17 protein-coding genes are annotated in these 21942 nt (G+C 59.1%); 6 read left to right on the forward strand and 11 right to left on the reverse strand.

The window, feature by feature from the left end:
• Nucleotides 1-104: 104 nt before the first annotated feature.
• Nucleotides 105-830 (reverse strand): acetoacetyl-CoA reductase, encoded by a 726-nt coding sequence (gene phbB, locus N434_RS05790; RefSeq protein ID WP_065116075.1) that lies wholly within the window; start codon nucleotides 828-830, stop codon nucleotides 105-107.
• A 167-nt stretch (nucleotides 831-997) separates the two neighbouring features.
• Nucleotides 998-2179 (reverse strand): acetyl-CoA C-acetyltransferase, encoded by a 1182-nt coding sequence (locus N434_RS05795; RefSeq protein WP_110756613.1) that lies wholly within the window; start codon nucleotides 2177-2179, stop codon nucleotides 998-1000.
• Nucleotides 2180-2423: 244 nt separating this feature from the next.
• Between N434_RS05795 and phaR the strand changes: the two genes are divergently transcribed.
• Nucleotides 2424-2999, forward strand: a complete 576-nt coding sequence (gene phaR, locus N434_RS05800; protein WP_003520279.1) for a polyhydroxyalkanoate synthesis repressor PhaR — start codon at nucleotides 2424-2426, stop codon at nucleotides 2997-2999.
• A 184-nt stretch (nucleotides 3000-3183) separates the two neighbouring features.
• Here phaR and N434_RS05805 read toward each other — a convergent pair whose 3' ends face one another.
• Both N434_RS05805 and N434_RS05810 read right to left on the reverse strand, forming a co-directional pair.
• Nucleotides 3184-4560 carry an MFS transporter gene (locus N434_RS05805; protein WP_110756615.1) on the reverse strand — a complete coding sequence of 459 codons (1377 nt, stop codon included), beginning with the start codon at nucleotides 4558-4560 and terminating at the stop codon, nucleotides 3184-3186.
• A gap of 109 nt (nucleotides 4561-4669) precedes the next feature.
• Nucleotides 4670-9424 (reverse strand): NAD-glutamate dehydrogenase, encoded by a 4755-nt coding sequence (locus N434_RS05810; protein ID WP_110756617.1) that lies wholly within the window; start codon nucleotides 9422-9424, stop codon nucleotides 4670-4672.
• A 541-nt stretch (nucleotides 9425-9965) separates the two neighbouring features.
• On the opposite strand from N434_RS05810, the gene N434_RS05815 reads away from it, so the two are divergent.
• On the forward strand, nucleotides 9966-10535 hold the full coding sequence (locus tag N434_RS05815; protein WP_003505223.1) for a CarD family transcriptional regulator: 570 nt from the start codon (nucleotides 9966-9968) through the stop codon (nucleotides 10533-10535).
• A gap of 75 nt (nucleotides 10536-10610) precedes the next feature.
• Here the strand turns inward: N434_RS05815 and N434_RS05820 are convergent, their stop codons facing one another.
• Nucleotides 10611-11114, reverse strand: coding sequence for a L,D-transpeptidase family protein (locus N434_RS05820; RefSeq protein WP_110756618.1), 504 nt, complete (start codon nucleotides 11112-11114; stop codon nucleotides 10611-10613).
• A 183-nt stretch (nucleotides 11115-11297) separates the two neighbouring features.
• On the opposite strand from N434_RS05820, the gene N434_RS05825 reads away from it, so the two are divergent.
• Complete coding sequence (locus tag N434_RS05825) at nucleotides 11298-11981, forward strand: response regulator transcription factor (RefSeq protein ID WP_003505216.1); 684 nt, start codon at nucleotides 11298-11300, stop codon at nucleotides 11979-11981.
• Nucleotides 11982-12135: 154 nt separating this feature from the next.
• Complete coding sequence (locus N434_RS05830) at nucleotides 12136-12591, forward strand: cyclic nucleotide-binding domain-containing protein (protein ID WP_065114372.1); 456 nt, start codon at nucleotides 12136-12138, stop codon at nucleotides 12589-12591.
• Between the two features lie 36 nt (nucleotides 12592-12627).
• On the opposite strand, the gene N434_RS05835 is transcribed toward N434_RS05830, so the two are convergent.
• The 6 genes from N434_RS05835 to tesB all read right to left on the reverse strand — a co-directional run bounded on the left by N434_RS05835 (nucleotide 12628) and on the right by tesB (nucleotide 20199).
• Nucleotides 12628-13431, reverse strand: coding sequence for an exodeoxyribonuclease III (locus N434_RS05835; RefSeq protein ID WP_110756620.1), 804 nt, complete (start codon nucleotides 13429-13431; stop codon nucleotides 12628-12630).
• Nucleotides 13432-13653: 222 nt separating this feature from the next.
• Nucleotides 13654-14382, reverse strand: coding sequence for an outer membrane lipoprotein carrier protein LolA (locus tag N434_RS05840; protein ID WP_161991780.1), 729 nt, complete (start codon nucleotides 14380-14382; stop codon nucleotides 13654-13656).
• Between the two features lie 116 nt (nucleotides 14383-14498).
• Nucleotides 14499-17159: a DNA translocase FtsK gene (locus N434_RS05845; RefSeq protein ID WP_181423889.1), complete on the reverse strand. Its 2661-nt coding sequence runs from the start codon at nucleotides 17157-17159 to the stop codon at nucleotides 14499-14501.
• Between the two features lie 215 nt (nucleotides 17160-17374).
• On the reverse strand, nucleotides 17375-18721 hold the full coding sequence (locus tag N434_RS05850) for an ammonium transporter (protein WP_110756624.1): 1347 nt from the start codon (nucleotides 18719-18721) through the stop codon (nucleotides 17375-17377).
• A gap of 29 nt (nucleotides 18722-18750) precedes the next feature.
• On the reverse strand, nucleotides 18751-19101 hold the full coding sequence (locus tag N434_RS05855; protein ID WP_019565993.1) for a P-II family nitrogen regulator: 351 nt from the start codon (nucleotides 19099-19101) through the stop codon (nucleotides 18751-18753).
• Between the two features lie 213 nt (nucleotides 19102-19314).
• A complete protein-coding gene (tesB, locus tag N434_RS05860) occupies nucleotides 19315-20199 on the reverse strand; it encodes an acyl-CoA thioesterase II (protein ID WP_065114367.1) in 885 nt (294 codons plus the stop codon).
• On the opposite strand from tesB, the gene N434_RS05865 reads away from it, so the two are divergent.
• Nucleotides 20175-21500, forward strand: a complete 1326-nt coding sequence (locus tag N434_RS05865; RefSeq protein WP_502695772.1) for a ubiquinone biosynthesis hydroxylase — start codon at nucleotides 20175-20177, stop codon at nucleotides 21498-21500. The two genes, tesB and N434_RS05865, sit on opposite strands and share 25 nt — an antisense overlap.
• A gap of 265 nt (nucleotides 21501-21765) precedes the next feature.
• Nucleotides 21766-21939, forward strand: coding sequence for a hypothetical protein (locus tag N434_RS25715; protein ID WP_181423890.1), 174 nt, complete (start codon nucleotides 21766-21768; stop codon nucleotides 21937-21939).
• Nucleotides 21940-21942: the final 3 nt, after the last annotated feature.

Consider the following 21942-nt stretch of genomic DNA (forward strand, 5'->3'; position numbering starts at 1 on the left):
TTCCGGTTTTTCGTGCTCAAGTTTTTGTGTGCACCAAAATCGGAGCGATGGGCATCACGAAAAGTTTACCGCTTGCGCGGCCGAGCGGGTCAAGTTTGCCGTCGTCAGGCGAAATATTGCCCGCCATTCGCCGTCATCGTGGAGCCGGTTATGAAGCCGGCCTCGTCTGACACCAGAAACAGCACGCAGCGGGCGATCTCCTCCGGTTCACCCAGCCGCCCGACCGGAATCTGCGGCACGATCCGTTCAGCCAGGACTTTCTCCGGTATCGCTCTCACCATCTCGGTGCCGATGTAACCGGGGCAGATGGCATTGACCGTGATGTTGCGGCTGGCGCCTTCCTGGGCGAGCGCCTTGGTGAAACCGATATCGCCTGCCTTCGAGGCGGAATAATTGGTCTGGCCGGCCTGCCCCTTCTGGCCATTGATGGAGGAAATATTGACGATACGGCCGAAGCCGCGGTCGCGCATGCCCGGCCAGACGGGATGTGTCATGTTGAACACGCCGGTAAGGTTGGTGTCGATCACCTCGCGCCACTGCTGCGGCGACATCTTGTGGAACATGGCATCGCGGGTGATGCCGGCATTGTTGACAAGGATTTCGACCGGTCCGAAGGTCTCTTCCACCTTCGCGATGCCATTTGCGCAGGCGTCATAGTCGCGCACGTCCCACTGATATGCAGGGATGCCGGTTTCCTTCTGGAAGGCTTCCGCCCGGTCCGTCGTGAAGGCGTAGTTGACGGCCACCCGGTAGCCGGCTGCCTGCAGGGCGCGGGCAATCGCGGCGCCTATGCCGCTCGTCCCGCCGGAAATCAACGCAACCCGGCTCATATCGGCCTCCATGACCTGTCACTGAAGCGCCTGCTCATGCGCGATGCTTCATCCTGCTCAACCCGTTTGTCGTGCTCAACGGCCACAGAAATGCGGCCAATGGGAGGCCGCTTCTACCCTATTGTTCACCGAACCGGAATTGATTTTTGGAAAGCCGTATAGCGGCTTCAGAGCGCCTCGATGCACATGGCGACGCCCATGCCGCCGCCGATGCAGAGTGTTGCGAGGCCCTTCGATACGTTGCGGCGGCGCATCTCATAAATCAGAGTGTTCAGGACACGTGCGCCGGAAGCACCGATCGGATGGCCGATGGCGATTGCCCCACCATTAACGTTGACAATGGCCGGATCGAGGCCCAGCTCGCGCACCACTGCGCAGGATTGGGCGGCAAAGGCTTCGTTGGCCTCCACAAGGCCGATATCATTGATTGACCAGCCGGCCTTGGCCAGCGCCTTGCGAGAGGCAGGAATGGGCCCGGTGCCCATGATCTGGGGATCGACGCCCGCCGTTGCCCAGGAGGCGATGCGCGCCAGCGGCTTGATGCCGCGTTTTGCGGCTTCCTGTTCAGACATCAAAAGTGCGGCGGCTGCGCCATCATTCAGGCCGGAGGCATTGCCGGCCGTGACAGTGCCCTCCTTGTCAAAGGCGGGGCGTAGCTTGGCCATGGTTTCCAGCGAAGCGCCGTGGCGGATATGTTCGTCAGCATCGATGACGATATCGGCCTTGCGGCCTTTGACCGTGAAGGCGACGATTTCGTCCGCAAAGCGGCCGGCGTTCTGTGCCGCTTCGGCCTTGTTTTGCGATGCGACGGCGAACTGATCCTGTTCATCACGGGAGAGTTGCCATTGGCGGGCGATATTCTCGGCGGTGATGCCCATGTGGTAACCGTAAAAGGCGTCGGTCAGACCGTCCTTGAGCATGGTGTCGATCATCTTGAAATCGCCCATCTTCACGCCGCCGCGCAAATGGGCGCAGTGAGGCGCCATGGACATGGATTCCTGGCCGCCGGCAATGACGATGTTCGCGTCGCCGGTCGCGATCTGCTGCATGCCGAGGGCCACGGCGCGCAGGCCGGAGCCGCAGAGCTGATTGAGGCCGAAGGCGGTCGCCTCCTGTGGAATGCCGGCCTTCATTGCCGCCTGCCGCGCCGGGTTCTGCCCTTCGCCTGCCGTCAGCACCTGACCGAGAATGACTTCATCGACTTCGTTTGCCGTGATGCCGGCACGTTCCAGCACAGCGCCGATGACGGCCGCCCCGAGTTCATGGGCTGGCGTATTGGCGAAATGGCCATTGAAAGAGCCGACGGCGGTGCGCGCAGCGCTGGCAATCACGATTGAAGGCAGGGTCATCTCTATTCTCCTCACATGCGAGGCGGAGACTGGCAAAGCTTTCAATACAAGTCAAATGCCGAAAGTTGCTTTAAAAGATGTTGCTAAATCACCCGGGAATCTTGCGATAAATTGCTGCGCAAAAAACAAACTGTTGCGATGCACAAAACATTTGTCAGAGGGCTTGTTTTGCGCATACACTTTGAGCCGGGAAGAGCAAGAACACCAAAAAACAAAAAAATACCATCATCGCGAGGAGGCGGGCATGGCGAAACACGACGGCGAAACAATCATTAAAAAATACGCCAACCGGCGGCTCTACAACACCGGCACCAGCACCTATGTGACGCTTGATGATCTGGCGCAGATGGTCAAGCGCGGCGAGGACTTCAAGGTCCAGGATGCCAAGTCGTCCGAAGATATTACCCATGCTGTCCTGACGCAGATCATCGTCGAACAGGAGGCCAAAACCGGCAATACGCTGTTGCCGACGGCGTTTCTGCGACAGTTGATCTCCTATTACGGCGACCAGATGCAGATGGTCGTGCCGACCTTCCTCGAACATTCGATGAAGACGTTCTCCGACCAGCAGAGCCAGATGCAGGAGCATATGGCCAAGGCTTTTGGCGACGGCTCTCTTGCCCGCAATTTTCAGGCGCCGCTGCAAATGATGGAGGAGCAGATCCGCCGCAATACGGAACTGTTTCGGCAGGCGATGCAGGGTTTCACGCCTTTCGCAATGCCGCAGGCGCCCAAGGAAACCCGCAAGCCGAATGCATCCGAAATCGATGAGCTGAAGGCGCAGCTGCGCGCATTGCAGCAAAAGCTCGACCAGCTGTGATGGCGTGAGGAGTATGCCGGAAGTGGCGCGCTGTTCCGGCTTCGCTCGCCTATGTATGCGATGCAGTTTTCTGATCGCTGACTAACGTGTTGAAAACATCCTTTATCATCCTCAGGTCAGGCCAGAGGATGACGTTGACGATGCCGAGCGCGTTGTCTCCCGCGCATCTCTGGCTTTAGATCGGTCAACTTGCGGCGCGTTCAGGCACGCGCAGCAGCAGCAGGAATCCAGCGCCCAGGAACACGATGAGCGTGGCCATGCCAATATGGGCGGAGCCGCTTATATAGGTCGCTATGGAAAACGACAGCGTTGCCATGAAACTCGTGGCGCGCCCGGAAAGCGCGTAGATGCCGAAATAACGGCCGGCTTCCGCCACGGTGATATTGCGGGCGAGATAAGAGCGTGACGAGGCCTGAACGGGGCCGAAGGCGAGGCCGATCAGCACGCCATAGAGCAGATAGGCCTTTTCCGCGCCGGTGGCGAAGATGCCGCCATTGTCTACCGTGGATAATTGTATCCAGCCGAACAGGGTCGATCCCTTTTCCGTGGAGACGATGCCGAGCGTGGCCAGCAGCAGAAGCACCAGACTGATGAGGATGGTGATGCGCGAACCGAGTTTCTGATCGACGCGCCCGGCGGCAAAACAGCCCGCGATGGCGACGACGTTGAGGAGAATGCCGAAGAGGCCGATTTCCATCGTCGCCCAGCCGAACATGCCGGCGGCAAAGGCGCCGCCGAGTATGAGAACGCCATTGACGCCGTCCTGATAGAGCATGCGCGCGATCAGAAACCGCAAAAGCACGGGGCGATAGCGCAGCTCGCGGAGCGTGATCTTTAGCTCCCCCAGCCCTGAACGGATCGCGGCCTTGAACGGCAGGCCCTTTTCGGCGTCCGGGGTCAACAGAAACATCGGCAGAATGAAGATGAGATACCAGAGTGCTGCGAGCGGGCCGGTTATTCTGGCGTCTTCACCGGTTGCCGGGTCGAGTCCGAAGAGCGGCTTGATGCCGGCGATGGTCAGCCCGGTCTGCGGGCTCGCGGCCAGAAGTGTCACCACCGCAATCAGCACTACCATGCCGCCGAGATAACCCAGCCCCCAGGCGAGATTGGAAATGCGCCCGACATTTTGCGGGTTGGTCAGTCGCGGCATCATGGAATCGTTGAAGACAATCGAGAATTCCGCCGCGATGGAAGCAAGGATCATGCAGATGATCGGCAGGATGATCGGTGAACCCGGCGCCGCAAACCACAATAAGAAAAGGCTGACGATCTTGATGACGGCAAAAAAGGCGATCCACGGTTTGCGCGCGCCGGATTGATCAGCGATGGAGCCGAGGATGGGCGAGAAGAGGGCGATGATGATCGAGGAGACCGTCGCCATATTGCTCCATGTCGCCTGTGCCGAAATCGGATCATCGGTGAGCCGGGCGACGAAATAAGGCCCGAAAACGAAGGTGGTGACGACGGTGAAAAACGGCTGCGCCGCCCAGTCGAACATGACCCAGCCCCAGATGCCGCGTTTGGCAACCACTGTTTCCGCGTTTTGGGAGGGGACAGTCATTCATCGTCCTATCGGATAATCGGGAAGGATAGAGTGCGGGATGCCGGTCATCCGCTTCGTTTGTCACCATCCGGGTCGATAACCCGGATGGTGTTTTCAAGACTGCCGATCAGCGCGCCTGAACGATATCGCCAAGCAGCCCCGCCGCCACGGTCAGGCGGGCAAGGTTGGTATCACCGCTTTCGCTGAGGGCGCCCAGCTCGGAGACGATGCGGTTCACCCGCACGCGGTCGGCGGCATACCAGGCCTGAACCGGATCTTTCTCTTTCGCATACTCCGTCAATGCAGAGATGACGATCCGGCGTCTGGACGAGGAGATCTGGTCCTGGCTGCGTAGAAGAGCCAGGCTCTCGTAATGATCGGCCGGTGCGATGCGCTGGCTGGCATCGAGCAGGCGTGCCACACGGAAGGTCGAGGATACGGTGGCATAGCTTTCGGCGGCGCGGGCAAGCGTTGTGCCCGCACTTTCGGCAATGCGCATGATTTCAGGCACATAGACCAGCAGGGAAAGCGTATCCAGCTCCTCCAGAAGAGTGAAAGGAACGCCGTCGATTTCTGTCACGCCCAGTTCGCGGCGATATTTCGCCGCTGTCGGCGACAGCGTCTTGATCGCGGTCTTCAGACGCTCGATCTCGGTCGCCATGTCGCCCGTCGCCGCGCTTCCCGTTTGCAGGTATAGCCTGCTCGCATCGGAGAAGATGCGGGTGATCGTAGCATAAAGCCCGTTCTGGACCTGGCCGCCAACCTTGCCGTCAAGTGCATCGACCTCTGCCCAAAGGCGCTTGAGACCGAAACCATCTTCAACGATGACGGCCGCTTTCACGACGTCGGCCGCCAATAATCCGCTGGCATCGGCAAGTTTCTGCACGAAGCCCGGGCCACCACGGTTGACGACGGCATTGGCGAGCGCGGTTGCAACGATCTCGCGGTGCAGGCGATGTGCCTTGATATCGTCCGCATAGTTCTTCTGCATCTTGGCCGGGAAATAGTCGACGAGCAGATGCTGGAGATAGGGCTCATCCGGCAGCGGGCTTGCCACCAGCGCATCGAACAGCGTCAGCTTGGCATAGGATAGCAGCACACCGATTTCCGGCCGGGTCAGCGGCTTGCCGGAGGCGTATCTTTCGCTGAACTCGGCATTATCAGGCAGGGTTTCCACCTTGCGGTTCAGCTGCCCGGTTGCCTCCAATGCACCCATCAGGCGGCCGAGCTCTTCGCGGTTTGCAAGCCCGAGCCGTTCCGTCAGCGAGATCGCCAGCGATTGCAGGTAGTTGTTGCGCAATACCAGCTGCGCCACTTCCGGCGTCATGGAAGCGAGAAGCTGGTTGCGTTTCGGCATCGTCAGGCGGCCGCTGTTAACGGCGGAGGCAAGCGCTATCTTGATGTTGACCTCGACGTCGGAGGAGTTCACCCCGGCCGAGTTGTCGATGGCATCGGAGTTGCAACGTCCGCCCGAAAGCGCATAGGCGATGCGGCCCTTCTGGGTGATGCCGAGATTGGCGCCTTCGCCGATGACCTTGGCGCGCAGTTCGGTGGCGTTGACGCGGATGGGGTCGTTCGCCCTGTCGCCCACCTCGGCATTGGTTTCCACCGCCGCCTTGATATAGGTGCCGATGCCGCCGAACCAGAGGAGATCGTTTGGCGCCTTCAGAATGGCGGTCATGATCTCGAAGGGTGTGGCGACGGATTTGTCGATGCCGATGGCAGCGACGGCTTCCGGCGTCAGCGTCACCGATTTTTCGGAACGCGAGATGATCATCGCACCGCCGGAGAGGGCCGAGCGGTCATAATCCTGCCAGCTGGAACGCGGCAGTTCGAAAAGCCGCTTGCGCTCTGCAAAGGACCTGTCGGTATCGGGGTCGGGATCGATGAAGATGTCGCGGTGATCGAAGGCGGCGATGAGCCTGATCTTTTCCGACAACAGCATGCCGTTGCCGAAGACGTCACCGGACATGTCGCCAACACCCGCCACAGTGAAGGGTGTGGTCTGGATGTCGGTGTCCATTTCACGGAAATGGCGCTTTACCGTTTCCCATGCGCCGCGTGCGGTGATGCCCATTTTCTTGTGGTCGTAACCGGCGGAACCGCCCGATGCGAAGGCGTCGTCCAGCCAGAAGCCGGCTTCGCGGGCAAGGCCGTTTGCCGTATCGGAAAAGGTTGCCGTTCCCTTGTCGGCGGCGACAACGAAATAGGGGTCGTCACCGTCGAGCCGCAGCGTATCGGCAGGCGGTATGATGGCGTCATCGACGATATTGTCGGTGATGGACAGCAGGGTGCGGATATAGGTCTTGTAGGCCTCGCGGCCGGCATTAAAGACCTCATCGCGGGAGCCGCCGGCCGGCAGGTTCTTCGGGAAGAAGCCGCCCTTGGCGCCAACCGGCACGATCACCGCATTCTTGACCTGTTGTGCCTTGACGAGGCCGAGCACTTCCGTGCGGTAATCCTGGCCGCGATCCGACCAGCGCAGACCACCACGCGCGACCTTGCCGAAGCGCAGATGCACGCCTTCGACCTCGGTTCCGTAAACGAAGATTTCGCGGAAGGGGCGCGGGTCCGGCAGGCCATCCAGATGTTTGGGATCGAACTTGAACGCCAGAATGTCACGTGGCGTGCCATCGGCATTTTTCTGGAAGTAATTGGTGCGCAGCGTCGCGTCGATGGCGTTGACGTAACGTCTGAGGGTGCGGTCCTCATCGAGATTGGGAACGCCGCTCAGGGCTGCTTCGATTGCCTTGTGTATCTCGGCGAGCTTTTTCAGCCGCTTCTTTTCATCGACAGAGGGATCGAAACCGGCCTTGAACAGTGCGAAAATATTCCGGGAAATGGCCGGATATTTGTAGAGCGTTTCGGAAATATGCTCCTGCGAATAGACGATGCCGGTCTGGCGCAGATACCGGGCATAGGCGCGCAGCACAGAGACTTCGCGCACTGTCAGGCCGCAGGCAAGGATCAGACGGTTGAAGTTGTCATTGTCCACCTTGCCGGAGAAGGCGGCAAGGAAGGCCTCCTCGAGTTTCGGCCCGTAATGCGGCAGATCGAGCGTCGTGCCCGCAGCGACGGACAGTTCCATGTCGTGCAGCACGATATCGCGCTTTTCGCCATCCGCAACGACGCCGATATCGAAGGTACGTTCGCTGATGACGTTGAAGCCCAGATTTTCGAGCAGCGGCACACGCCGCGAAAGCGGCAGGTGGCCATCGCGGTGGAAGATTTTCAGCGACAGCGTCTCGGGCGACTGGCCTTCCTGCTGATAGAATTCGATGCGGACCGGTTCACCCTTTGCCGCGCCCAGAATATCCGGCATGTCGCCGATCGCCTCTTCGGGCGTGAAGGCTTCCTGATAGGCCTGATCCACCTCCAGCACCGGTGCGCCCGGTTCCGACAAGCCAATAAAGTGGTCTATCCAGCGCGCCGCAATGTCGCTGACGGCGTCTTCAAGCTTGTCCTGGGCAATGCGCGGCGTCTTGCCTTCCGTGCGGCCGACGATGAAATGGACGCGGGCGACGGCGCCTTCAGGGAAGGCGGGGTAATAGGCGGAGATATGTCCGTCATAGACCTTGCTCAGATAATCGCCGATCTTCTCGCGCACATAGGAATTATATTCCTCGCGCGGCACGAAGATGATGGCGGAAACGAAGCGGTCGAAACGGTCGATACGCGCAAGGACCCGCACACGCGGACGGTCGCTCAGTTCCATGATCTGCTCGATGAAACGGATCAGAAGATCGGTCTCGATCTGGAAGAGATCGTCACGCGGATAGGCTTCCAGCGTGTTCTGCAGGATGCGGCCGGAGTGGCTGTTGGGGTCGAAGCCGAAATGCCGCTCGACATCCGCCACCTTGGCACGCAGCAGCGGTATCTGCTTGACCGAACGTGTATAGGCAGTCGCCGTGAAAAGGCCGACGATGCGCAATTCGCCGATGACGTTGCCGTCCTCGTCAAAGCGCTTGATGCCGATGTAGTCCATATAGGCACGACGGTGCACGATGGATTTCACATTCGCCTTGGTGACGATGAGGAAATCCGGGCCATCAAGGAAGGCGAGGATTTCGGGCGTCGTCGTCACGGCGTTCTTGCCCAGGCGCAGCACGCGCACATCCGGGTCGCTCAGGCTGCCGAGGCCGACGCCATCACCGCGCTCGATCTTCGCGTTCTTCCCCTTGCCGGAATAGGTGTAGTCACGCATGCCGAGGAAGGTGAAATTGTCGTTGCGAAGCCAGTTGAGGAATTCGACGGCTTCCGTCCGCTCGGCCTTGCGTCGCGAGGAGCCGCGCTTGGACAATTCATCCAGCGCCTCGTCGAGTTTCGCCAGCATGGGCCGCCAGTCGCGATAGGCGAACTGGACCTGCGTCAGCACGAAACGCAGGCGCTCTTCAAGCGCTGCGGCGGCCTGCTGTGTCAGCGGCGCGATATGAAGCTGTATGAGGCTGATATTCTCAGCCGGATCGTCCTCTGGCTCGGCAAGGCGGTAACCGGCCCGCGCGTCCTCATCGCGGACGAGGATGGGGTGGACTGCCAGATAAAGGCCGCGATAGCTGCTGGTGACCTCGCCCATCACGGAATCATAAAGGAAGGGCATGTTGCGGCCGATAATCGTCAGGACCGTTACCGGAATATCCCGCGGTGAAACGCCGTCCACCTGGGTGATGCTGATATGGGGCGTCTCTCCGGTCCAGTGCGAAAGCGCCTGGAAACTGTGAGCCGCGCTCGCTGCCAGCATCTCCGCGGAATAATATTCTATATCGTCGGCACTTGCCCTTCCATAAAGAATACCTGGATCAAGAAATTGGACATTTTCGGCAATTGCCTGCTGGCGCGCTTTTTCGATCTGTTTTTCGCGTTTTGGATTATTTCTGTAGCCCATTTGACGTGGATTCCTCCAAAAATCACACTTTAATATAAAAAAGCACCGCCAATTTACGGATTTTGCCTTTTCAGTCGAATCGGATATTGGCGTGGAATTACGAAGAGTTTAAGAGGCTTTCGTGTTTCTTCAGTCGGTAAGTGAAATTTTTTTGCTTCTTTTGCCATGAGGGTCCGTCGCGAAGCATTTGACAGTATTTTAGCGGCTAATTTTTAGGCGGTTATTGAGCCGCCATGTGATGTTGCGGCCACGGTCGAAGCAAATTATTGATTTGCGCCTATTTTTGTGGTACACCAACGACACTGATCCACAGCGTGGCATTTGTGTGCCCAAAAACACCACGAAAGCAACACCTCTTTTGCACGCGGTTTCCGTGACATATCGAGCGTTTACGTTATCGAACCCCGCAAGACGGGAAGGTGTGTTTTTGCGTGCACGGCTGGACCAGTGCGGAGTCACCTGACGGTTCCCCCGTCTCATCAGGGCCTGACCGACCCAACCCCGGCATCCCCGGGTATGTAACAGGGAGTTTTTAGAACGAATGACGACCCAGCAGAAGAAATCTCCAGCACATCACGGTTTCAAGACCGGTGAAGCGATTGTGTATCCCGCTCATGGTGTCGGTACCATTTCTGCCATCGAGGAACAAGAAGTCGCCGGCATGAAGCTTGAGCTTTTTGTCATCGATTTCGAAAAAGACAAGATGCGTCTTAAAGTTCCCGTCGCCAAAGCCGTGAGCATCGGCATGCGCAAGCTTTCCGAAGGCGATTTTGTCGAGCGGGCGCTGAAAGTGGTGCAGGGCAAGGCGCGTGTGAAGCGTACCATGTGGTCGCGCCGCGCGCAGGAATATGATGCGAAGATCAATTCCGGCGATCTCATTGCGATTGCTGAAGTTGTGCGCGATCTCTACCGTGCGGAAAACCAGCCGGAGCAGTCCTATTCCGAGCGTCAGCTTTACGAAGCCGCTCTCGACCGCATGGCGCGCGAAATCGCCGCCGTCAACAAGATGTCCGAAACCGAGGCTGTCCGCCTGGTGGAAGTCAACCTTGCCAAGGGTCCCAAGCGCGGCAAGACCGTTGAAGAGGACGATTCTCAGGACGAAGCCGCTTAATACCAGGCTTTTTCCTTCTAAAAAAACCCGCCTTGATGGCGGGTTTTTTGTTGCCTCATCGATAGATGATGCACATCACAGGATACGGATTTTCGTGCCCTTGCGCATATGGGGCAGAACGCGTCGCATGTCTCGAGGGTGGAGGGCGATGCAGCCGGCGGTCGGCTCGTATCCCGGTCGGATGAGATGCATGAAGATTGCCGAGCCGCGGTTACGGCTTCTTGAGGTTATGTTCCAGTCCAGCACCAGACAGACATCATAGAGGCCGTCCTTGCGCATCATTTCCTCGTGGCTTGGAGCGAAGGGTGCCTTGACCAGCCTGTTGTAATTGGGATTTCGAGGCTCGTCGCACCACAGCATGGAGTTTTGTGTCCGTTGCATCGGCAATGCCGTCGTGGTGGCGGAAATGCGGTCGCCGCGATAAAATCCGTGCAGCAGGCGGGTAACGGAAATCGGGGATTTCCCGTCTCCCTCGCGTTTCAGCATGGTGCGGCCATTCCGCCCGATCGCGGCGGGAAAGGTGAGATGCCCGAGTTGAACGATGGCCCGGCTGATTTTCAAGGGAGCCGGCCGAACCATGAGCGTCGATGCGCGTTTACGTTGTTCTACGGGGCGTTTGCTCATGTTTTTCACGAGATTTTGCTTTGCAGGTTATTTAACGTGAAGTCATAGCATTTCATCATGTGATGGCAATGGGTTGACCTTTTACCGGCAAACCGCTGAATTGGCTGACGATTAAAGTAAGAAAGGCTGAGAATCCGAATGACGGCTCGCACTATCCTTCTGGTGGACGATGACGACGATCTTCGGGAGACGCTGACCGAGCAATTGTCTCCCTATGAGGAATTCTCGCTCTTGAGCGGTGCAAACGCCGCGCAGGCGATGCAGACGGCCAAGACCGCCCAGGTCGATCTTCTGATCATGGATGTCGGCCTGCCGGACATGGACGGCCGCGAAGCGGTGAAGCTGTTGCGCAAGGGCGGCTTCAAGGCGCCGATCATCATGCTCACCGGACACGACACCGATTCCGATACGATCCTCGGGCTTGAGGCGGGCGCCAATGATTATGTGACGAAGCCGTTTCGTTTCGCCGTGCTTCTGGCGCGCATCCGGGCGCAGCTGCGTCAGTATGAGCAGAGCGAGGATGCGGTTTTCACCGTCGGACCCTATCAGTTCAAGCCCAGCCAGAAGCTGCTGACGACCGAAGACGGCAAGAAAATCCGGCTGACGGAAAAGGAAGCGGCGATCATCCGTTATCTCTATCGCGCCGGCAGCACCGTTGTGACCCGCGACGTCCTGCTGGAGGAGGTCTGGGGTTACAATTCCGGCGTGACCACGCATACGCTGGAAACGCATGTCTATCGCCTGCGCCAGAAGATCGAGCGCGACCCCTCCAATGCCGAAATTCTGGTGACCGAGAACGGCGGCTACAAGATCGTTCCCTGAGCAGAGGCCTCTCCGCGCCCGTCATCATGTCAGGCTTGAAACTTCACGCCGCGTGTCCAAGAAAGTGCGCGGCGTTCTAACATCTTGTATTTTGAGGGCTGATATTGGAAAACCGCTATAGTGATGCAGGTGGTTTTCCGGAGTAACAATCAACATGGCCTTGACGGACGATATCATTCTGCTGGGGCAAGTGCCGTTATTCGCGGGGTTCAGCGACGATCAGTTGCGGCTCATCGCCTTCGGCGCGGAACGCCGCCGTGTATCGGCCGGGCAGACCTTGTTTCGTGAACATTCGCCGGCCGAATGCGCCTTTGCGGTGACAGCGGGTCATTTCGAGCTCTTCGCGGCCGGGCGGGATGGCAAGCCCGAGCTGCAGGCGACGCCGGGCAAGGGAGCCCTGCTTTCGGAACTCGCGCTCTTTACCCTCTGCGAAAGGAAATTCACCGCGGTCGCCGCGGAGGATTCCGAAGTCATCCGGATAACACGTATCCTGTTTCACCGGCTGGTGGAGGAGTTTCCGGAGGTTGCCGATATCGTCTCGGCACGCATTCGTGACAATATAGCGTCGCTGGCGGCGGGTGCGGCCCGTTTGCAGAACCGCTTCATCTGACCTCCGCGCCGAACCGGCTTCGCCTGAAAGCCCGGTTCAGAACCGGAAATGAGCCGTGACCGGAACGTGGTCCGATGGCCGGTTCCAGCCGCGCGCTTCACGCAATATGTCGATTTTTTCGAGCGAGGATCCAAGATCCTGCGAAGACCAGATATGGTCGAGGCGGCGGCCGCGGTCTGCGGCTTCCCAATCCTTGGCGCGGTAGCTCCACCAGGTGTAGATTTTTTCCGTCTCCGGTACGTTCAGGCGCATCAGGTCGAGCCAGTTGCCCTGCTTCATGATATCGAGCATGCCCTCGGTCTCGACAGGCGTGTGGCTGACGATCTTCAGAAGCTGCTTGTGCGACCAGACGTCGTTCTCAAGCGGCGCGATATTGAGATCGCCGACGAGAATGGACGAGGTGCCCGGCACGCCATCGGCACGAAGTGCCTTCATTTCCTCGATGAAATCGAGCTTATGGCCGAATTTTGGATTGATCGACCGATCCGGCTCGTCGCCGCCGGCCGGCACGTAGAAATTATGCAGCCTCACCCGGCGCGATCCGACCTGAAAAATCGCGGAGATATGTCGCGCATCGCCGATGCCGCAATAGTCCTGGCGGTGATCTTCTGTCAGCGGAATTTTCGAAGCGATGGCCACACCATGATAGCCTTTCTGGCCATGGATGATGACATGCTCGTAACCGAGCGCCTTCAGCGGTTTCATCGGAAACTCGCCATTCGGGCATTTCGTTTCCTGCAGGCAGAGAATGTCGGGCTTGTAACGCACCAGAAACTGCTCAACGATCGGCATTCTGAGCCTGACCGAGTTGATGTTCCAGGTGGTTATCGAAAACGACATGCATGCGCTCCGCTTCTAGAGTATTTTGCCGCATTTCCGGACGGAAAGCCGATGGCCACTTTTCCTGGAAATGCTCCTTTGCCTCGAAGCACAATGTTTCGAGACGTGTTTCCGGGGCGAAGGCTTATAACATCGCGATGAAAACGGGAATGTATTTTAGCGGCAAAATGAAAAAGGCGACCTGAGGGTCGCCTTTCGAAGAGTTCTTTTGGGCGAAGAGGCTCAGCCGCGCTTGCGCACTTCCTCATAATTGATGTTGAAGACGCGTTCGTCGAAGTTCACGCCGGTCTGGACGTTGAAGATCATCACGGTCGTGTCCTTGTTCTGCGCGTCGGTCGTCGTCCACTGCCGCAGGTCGAAGGTTTTCGGGTCGAACATCAGTGTGATGGTGGAATCGCCGAAGACGCTCTTGTCGCCGAGCACGATGGTGGTCAGGTCCGATTCTTCCTTCACGTCCCGGACCTTCTGGTTGCCGAGGTCGATCTTGTCGGACAGAAGCAGGCTGAGCGGGGTTTTGGACAGCGGATAGAGATCCCACGTCTTCAGCTTCATGTTGCCGATGACGACGTTCTTGCCGTCGGCGATGACCCGCATGGGTGAGGGATCTTCATAGTTGAAACGAAGCTTGCCGGGACGTTCGATGTAGAATTTGCCGCCGGTCTGTTCGCCGCGCGGGCCGAACTGGACGAATTCGCCCATCATGGTTTTGACCGACGAGAAGTGGTTGGCGATCTTCTGCGCGGTTGCACCGCTATTGCCGGCTGCCTGGGCAAATGCGTCAAGCGGTGACAGGCCTGCCATGACTGCAGCCATGGAAAATGCCGTCAGCACGCCCCGTCGCGTCACGCCGTCCTGCGGTGCGTTTGCGATGGCCGTTTCGCCGGTGGTGAGGTCGTTCATTCTGTTCTCCTTCATCGCAGCGATTGTCCGCATAAAAGGCGGCGGCTTCATGACGTTGAAAGCGTGTAATAACGCTTCCCGGCCCCGCTTGGTTGCCCGGCGCATCGGGCCTTTGCTTTGCGCATGTCGTTATCCCGAAACCTCTACACATTTTCGGGAGACATGTATTACCGCTCGATGATGTCTGCTTCCGTTGGCACGAGGATTTCGCGTTTTCCGGCATGATTGGCGGGGCCGATGATGCCCTCCTGCTCCATGCGTTCGATCAGCGAGGCGGCGCGGTTGTAGCCGATGCCGAGACGCCGTTGCACGTAGGAGGTGGAGGCTTTGCCATCACGAAGCACGACGGCGACGGCCTGATCGTAGGGGTCTTCGGAATCGGAGAAGTTGCCGCCGCCGGCCGGGCTGCCGCCAGCACCTTCCTCGTCGTCTTCCTCGGTGATCGCTTCAAGATATTCCGGCGACCCTTGTGTCTTCAGATAGGCGACGATCTCTTCGACTTCGTTGTCGGAGACGAAGGGACCGTGCACGCGCTGGATGCGCCCGCCGCCCGCCATGTAGAGCATGTCGCCCATACCGAGCAGCTGTTCTGCACCCTGCTCCCCGAGAATGGTGCGGCTGTCGATCTTCGATGTCACCTGGAAGGAGATGCGGGTCGGGAAGTTTGCCTTGATCGTACCGGTGATGACGTCGACGGAGGGGCGCTGGGTGGCCATGATGACGTGGATGCCTGCGGCGCGCGCCATCTGCGCAAGACGCTGGACCGCGCCTTCGATGTCCTTGCCGGCGACCATCATCAGGTCGGCCATTTCGTCGATGATGACGACGATATAGGGCAGGGGCTTCAGATCGAATTCTTCGGTTTCGTAGATTGCCTCGCCGGTCTGGCGGTCGAAGCCGGTCTGCACGGTGCGGGTGAGGATTTCACCCTTGTCGAGCGCCTGCTGCACGCGGCTGTTGAAGCCGTCAATGTTGCGCACGCCGATCTTCGACATCTTCTTGTAGCGCTCTTCCATCTCGCGCACCGTCCATTTCAGGGCCACGACGGCCTTTTTCGGATCGGTGACGACAGGGGAAAGCAGATGCGGAATGCCGTCATAGATCGACAGTTCGAGCATTTTCGGGTCGATCATGATCAGGCGGCACTGTTCCGGCGACATGCGGTAGAGCAGCGACAGGATCATGGTGTTGATGGCAACCGACTTGCCCGAGCCGGTGGTGCCGGCGACGAGAAGATGCGGCATCTTGGCGAGATCGGCGATGACGGGTTCGCCGCCGATGGTCTTGCCGAGCGCCATGGCGAGCTTGGCCTTGCTGTTTTCGAAATCGCGGCTGCCGATGAGTTCACGCAGGAACACGGTTTCGCGCGTCTGGTTCGGCAGTTCGATGCCGATCGCGTTGCGGCCGGGGACGACGGCGACACGGGCGGCGATCGCGCTCATGGAGCGGGCGATGTCATCCGCAAGGCCGATGACGCGTGAGGATTTGATGCCGGGCGCCGGTTCCAGTTCGTAAAGTGTCACGACCGGGCCGGGGCGAACGTGAATGATCTCGCCCTTGACGCCGAAATCCTCAAGAACTCCTTCCAGAAGGCGTGCGTTCTGCTCCAGCACTTCCTCGCTCAGCATATTGTCGCGAACCACATTCTTCGGCTCGGCCAGCAGATGGACGGTAGGCAGCTGGAAACCGTCGGCAGCGATGAAGGAGGACTGCGCCTCCCTTGCCACGCGCTCGCTGGGCTTGGGGCGTGCGGAAGGGGCGGTTATTCTGGTCTGCCCGCGCCCCGGAGCCTGTCTTGCGGTGAATTTCTGGTCGGATTCTTCGTCGGAAAGAATGCCGCTCGGCAGACGGCGTCCATCCGCGTCGAAGGGCTGTTCGTCATCCATGTCGTCGTCATGATCGAGCGCGATGGAGGGCGGCGACATCTGCCGGCGTGATGCGGCGCGTTCTTCGAAAGACGGTTCCGAGCGCTGGTCGAGGCGGTTGATCGCGGTCTTCAGGCGCGACGGCTCGTTCAGCGTGCCGAATTCATATTCGTTGAAGTCGTAAGGATGCTCGAATTCTTCGTGCAGGGATTTCGACTTCAGGCCGAACAGGCGGCGCAGGCGCGCCTGGGTGATGTACCAGTAATGCGCCAGTGCGCCGAAGGCGAGAATGTTGGCAAAGAACCCTTCACCGTCGTCCTCGTCATCCTCTTCGGCCTCACGGGTGGTGCGGGCCTTGCTGGCAACCGGCAGAGCTTCTTCCTGTTCAAGATCGTCGAGGCCGCCGATAATGCCGGCGGCAAACAGCATCAGCCAGGCGGCGGGCGCCGCGAATATGACGCCGAGCACGGTGGCAATGGTGCCAGTGGGGTAAGCGCCGATGAAAAGGGCGGGGAAGCGCAGGATCATGTCACCGATGACACCGCCGATGCCGTTTGGCAGCGGCCATGTGACGGGCGCCGGAAAACAGCCGAGCGATGCGGCGCAGACAATGGCGCCCGCGACCCAGGCGACGAGACGGGCCGGTATCCTGTGGAACTTGCGGCCGGCAATCAGGGCAATGGCCCATGCGATGACGGGCAAAAGCGCGATGATGGCGGAAAGCCCGAGGAACTGCATCACGATATCGGCGAAGATCGCGCCGCTGTAACCCAGAAGATTGGTGGGCTGGTTTCCCGTTGCATAGGACAGGCTTGGATCCGCCACGTTCCATGTGGCGAGCGCGGCAATTCCCAGCGCGATCGTGGCAAGCAGAGCGAAACCGGCCAGAGCCATGATCTGACGTACGAAAAACGCCGTCAACACAAAGCGCGTGTGACGACCATCGAATGTCGGAGAGTGCATTCTGCCCATGTCCCTGAACCCATCGTTTTTTGGTTTCGGCAAGATCCGGCAGGTGATCTGATCCCGGATTGACAGGGAAAACTAACCGCTGGCTGGTTAATGTCGTGTTAACCATGCGGGTTTTTGACGCCATCCGCGAATTTGCGGCAAAGAAAAGGCCCGCCGAAGCGGGCCTTCTTTTGGGAGAGGGGATGGAGAACCCCTTTTCCCTGGTATCAGGAGTGGTAGGCGGCTTCGCCGTGGGTTGCGAGGTCGAGACCTTCGCGTTCGGCTTCGACCGGTACCCGGAGACCAACGATCACGTCGACGATCTTGTAGAGGATTGCCGAGACGATGGCGCACCAGACGATGGTGATGGCGACGGCGACGAACTGCGTCCAGACCTGCGAGGCGATGGAGAAGTCTTCCTTGCCGGTGCCGCCGAGCAGCGGAGAGGTGAAGATGCCGGTGCCGAGAGCGCCGATGATGCCGCCAATGCCGTGGACGCCGAAGACGTCGGCCGTGTCGTCATAACCGAACTTGTTCTTCACCACGGAGACGAAGAAGTAGCAGATCGGCGAAACGATGAGGCCGAGAACGATCGCGCCCATCGGGCCGACGGAGCCGGCGGCGGGCGTGACGGCGACGAGGCCGGCGATCATGCCCGAAGCTGCACCCAGCATGGAGGCCTTGCCGCGGGTGAAGCTTTCAACCAGCGACCAGGAAACGATGGCGGCCGCGGTTGCGAGGAAGGTGTTCATGGTTGCGAGAACCGCACCACCAGATGCTTCGAGGTTGGAGCCGGCGTTGAAGCCGAACCAGCCGAACCACAGCATGGCCGCGCCGACCAGCGTCAGCGTCATGGAGTGGGGAGCCATCATGTCCTTGCCGAAGCCGGTGCGCTTGCCGACCATGATCGCGCCGATCAGGCCTGCGATACCGGCATTGATGTGAACGACCGTGCCGCCGGCGAAGTCGAGAGCGCCCATGCCGAAGATCAGGCCGTTTGCGTCCCAGACCATGTGTGCGACCGGGAAATAAACGAAGGTGGCCCAGAGAATGGTGAAGAGGATGACGGCGGAGAACTTGACGCGTTCCGCAAACGCACCAACGATCAGCGCCGGTGTGATGGCCGCAAAGGTCATCTGGAAGGCGATGAAGGTGTATTCGTAGATCACCACGCCTTCCGAGAAGGTGGCGGAGGTGCTGTCAAGCGAAACGCCCGACAGGAACAGCTTGCCGAAGCCGCCGAAATAGGGACCGGTGCTACCGCCGAAGGCGAAGGAGTAACCGTAGATCACCCAGACGAGCATCATGACCGCGGCAACGACCGTGCACTGCATGAGGACGGAGAGCATGTTCTTGGTGCGGACAAGGCCGCCGTAAAACAGCGCCAGACCGGGAATGATCATGAACAGCACGAGGATCGTCGCGACATACATGAAGGCTGTGTCGGCCTTTTCCGGAACGGGTGCCGCTGCTGCTGCCGGCGCGGCATCCTGGGCAAAGGCGATGGCCGGGGCCATCAGGGCTGCCATACCGGCGCCCAGCTTGCCGAGTGTTGAAAACTTGTTGAATTGCATAGCGAGAAAACTCCCCTGTCAGCCGTGCTTCAAAGCGCTTCTGTGTTGGTTTCGCCGGTACGGATGCGCACGGCCTGTTCGATAGAGTAGACGAAGATCTTGCCGTCACCGATCTGCCCGGTCTTTGCCGCAGACGCGATCGCCTCGACAGCCTTGTCGACGACATCGGATGCGACCGCGATCTCGATCTTCAGTTTGGGAAGGAAGCTCACCGCATATTCCGTGCCGCGATAAATCTCGGTATGCCCCTTCTGGCGTCCGTAACCCTTCACTTCGGTTACGGTCAGGCCCTGGATGCCGACGCCGGTGAGCGCTTCGCGCACCTCATCCAGCTTGAACGGCTTGATAATGGCCATCACAATTTTCATCTGGTTTCCCATCCTTTGTTTGTCCTCGGCACGGAGCCGACTCTCCTTGCCGCTGGCAGATCAGTAACAGCGACTGCGGACATACATTCAAAGGGCGTGCCAGTTTTGGATGGTTCTTCTAACGTATTGAAATATAAAATTTATATGACGAGCGTCTGAAAAACGGGCACGGATGCGCGTAATTTTCGTCTATTAAATGTGCGATTTTTCAAAAAAGCGCATTATTTAATCATTTGCCCTTTTGCGGATCAAACCTTCCTGTGCCACGGAGGCGACCAATTCACCCTGCCTGGTGAAAATATTGCCACGGGTCAAACCGCGGGCACCCGAGGCGCTGGGGCTGTCCTGCGTGTAGAGCAGCCAGTCGTCCAGCCGGCAGGGCCGGTGGAACCACATGGCATGATCGAGGCTCGCCACCTGAATGGACGGATCGAAGATCGTCGTGCCGTGAGCATAAAGCGAGGTGTCGAGCAGGGTCATATCCGAGAGATAGGCGAGAATGGCCGATTGCAGGCGCGGATTGTCAGGCACGTCGCCGACGGCGCGGACCCAGATGTCCTGTTGCGGTTCCAGCTTTTCCTTCGAGATATAGTGGGTCAGCGAAACCGGCCTGATTTCGATCGGACGTTTGTTGCTCCAGTAGTTCCGGATCGAGGCGGGTGCCTTGGCGAGAAAGGCCGCCTGCATCTGTTCCTCGCTCATCAGTTTTTCCGGTGGCGTCACGTCGGGCATCTTTATCTGATGGTCAAACCCGTCTTCGAAGATCTGAAACGACGCCGACATGGAAAAAATCGCCTTGCCGTGCTGGATGGCGACCACGCGGCGGGTACAGAAGCTTGCGCCGTCGCGGATACGCTCCACCTGGTAGACGATGGGCACCAGCGGATCGCCGGGGCGCATGAAATAGGAATGCAGCGAATGCACGAGGCGATTGTCATCCACCGTTCTTTGCGCCGCAATCAGGGCCTGCGCGATGACCTGGCCGCCGAAAACCCGCTGCCAGCCGATTTGCGGGCTTTCGCCGCGAAACAGGTTCTCTTCCAGCTTCTCGAGATCGAGCGTGGCGATGAGATTGACCATCGGGTCTGACGTTTGCGAGGGATGCGACATTTTTTCGGCCTGCTCCGGCTGTAGGAAGACGTCACATGGTCTATAGTGCGCCGATGATGCGTGCACAAGATTTGAGGAGAAGCGCGATGCTGGACGTGGTGGTGGCAGGCGGCGGATATGTCGGTCTTTCCGTTGCTGTCGCAATTAAGCAGGCGGCTAGGCACCTCAATGTGCAGGTGATCGAGGCCGCCACTGAGGATGTCTGGAAGAAGGATGTCCGCGCTTCGGCCATCATCGCGGCTGCCACGCGCATGCTTGATGTTTTCGGCATATGGAACGAGATCGAGCCGGAAGCGCAGCCGATCCACAGGATGATTGTTACCGATTCGAAAACCGCCGATCCGGTTCGACCGGTGTTTCTGACCTTCGATGGCGCGGTGGAGGAGGGGAGGCCATTTGCCCATATGGTCCCGAATGTCGCGATGGTCGGGGCGCTGAGAGGCCTGTGTGACCGCCTCGGCATCGAAATCCGCCACGGCCTCAGTGTTTCCGGCTTTACCGCCGGTGCGCAATCGACGGCCATCAGCCTTTCCGACGGCTCGTCGCTTGAAGCCCGATTGCTCGTCGCCTGCGACGGGGTTCGCTCGGCGCTGAGAGATATGGCCGGCATCAAGACCGTGCGCTGGGATTACGACCAGTCCGGCATCGTCACCACTGTCGAACATGAGCGGCCGCATGAAGGCTGTGCGGAGGAGCATTTCCTGCCGTCAGGACCTTTTGCCATCCTGCCGCTGAAGGGGAACCGGTCGTCGCTCGTGTGGACGGAACGCAAGGCCGATGCCGACAGGCTGGTGGCTTCCGACGATCTGGTGTTCGAGGAGGAACTCGAACGCCGCTTCGGCCACAAACTCGGTTCTATCCGTCCCGTCGGTCCGCGCCGTGCCTTTCCGCTGGGTCTGACGCTTGCGCGTTCCTTCGTCGCGCCGCGGTTCGCGCTTGCGGGTGACGCGGCGCACGGTATTCACCCGATTTCGGGGCAGGGCCTCAATCTCGGCTTCAAGGACGTGGCGGCGCTTGCCGAAACCGTGGTCAAGGCCGATCGCCTCGGTCTTGATATCGGCTCCCTCAACGTTCTGGAGCGCTACCAGTCCTGGCGGCGTTTCGACACGTTGCGGATGGGTGTGACGACCGATGTGCTGAACCGGCTTTTCTCCAACGATGTCGGCCCCATCCGCATCATGCGTGATTTCGGTCTGGGCGTGGTGGATCGTTTGCCGGGTCTCAAATCCTATTTCATCGGTCAGGCCGCCGGTACGACGGATTCGAATGCGCCGCGCTTGCTGGCTGGCGAGGCGCTTTGAACTGAACCATTCGCCGAGGGGCAAGCAGGTCCATCTGCAATTGCCGCTTGACAGGCAGTTGCGGTGTTTTCTGTCTTTCGCCGGTCATGGAAAGCTGAATCCGGGCAAGGACTTATCCGGATTCACAATCTTGTATGGGGCGTGAATTCTCCAACCAGATATTGCGGAGAACAAAAGCTGAATCCGGGCGAGTCAGCGATTCGTATTCGATTCGTTCGCAAACTGTTCCGCAGCCGAATCGATTCCATTTTCGCCGGATTCTTTTTTGGCCATCAAGTCGCTGAATCTGAATGGAAAATTCGCCTGCGAATTGACCCGCCGCCACTTTACGGGCGAGGCCTATTGCCTTTGTCGGCGGGCGTTGCCATGTGTGGTGCGCGTGATCGCGTTCATGATGGTGGGCGGGCACGGCAAGCAGATGAAGTCGATTCGCGGATAGTAC

The sequence above is a fragment of the Rhizobium sp. UGM030330-04 genome (assembly GCF_003208455.1).
Taxonomy (GTDB): Bacteria; Pseudomonadota; Alphaproteobacteria; order Rhizobiales; family Rhizobiaceae; genus Agrobacterium; species Agrobacterium rhizogenes_A.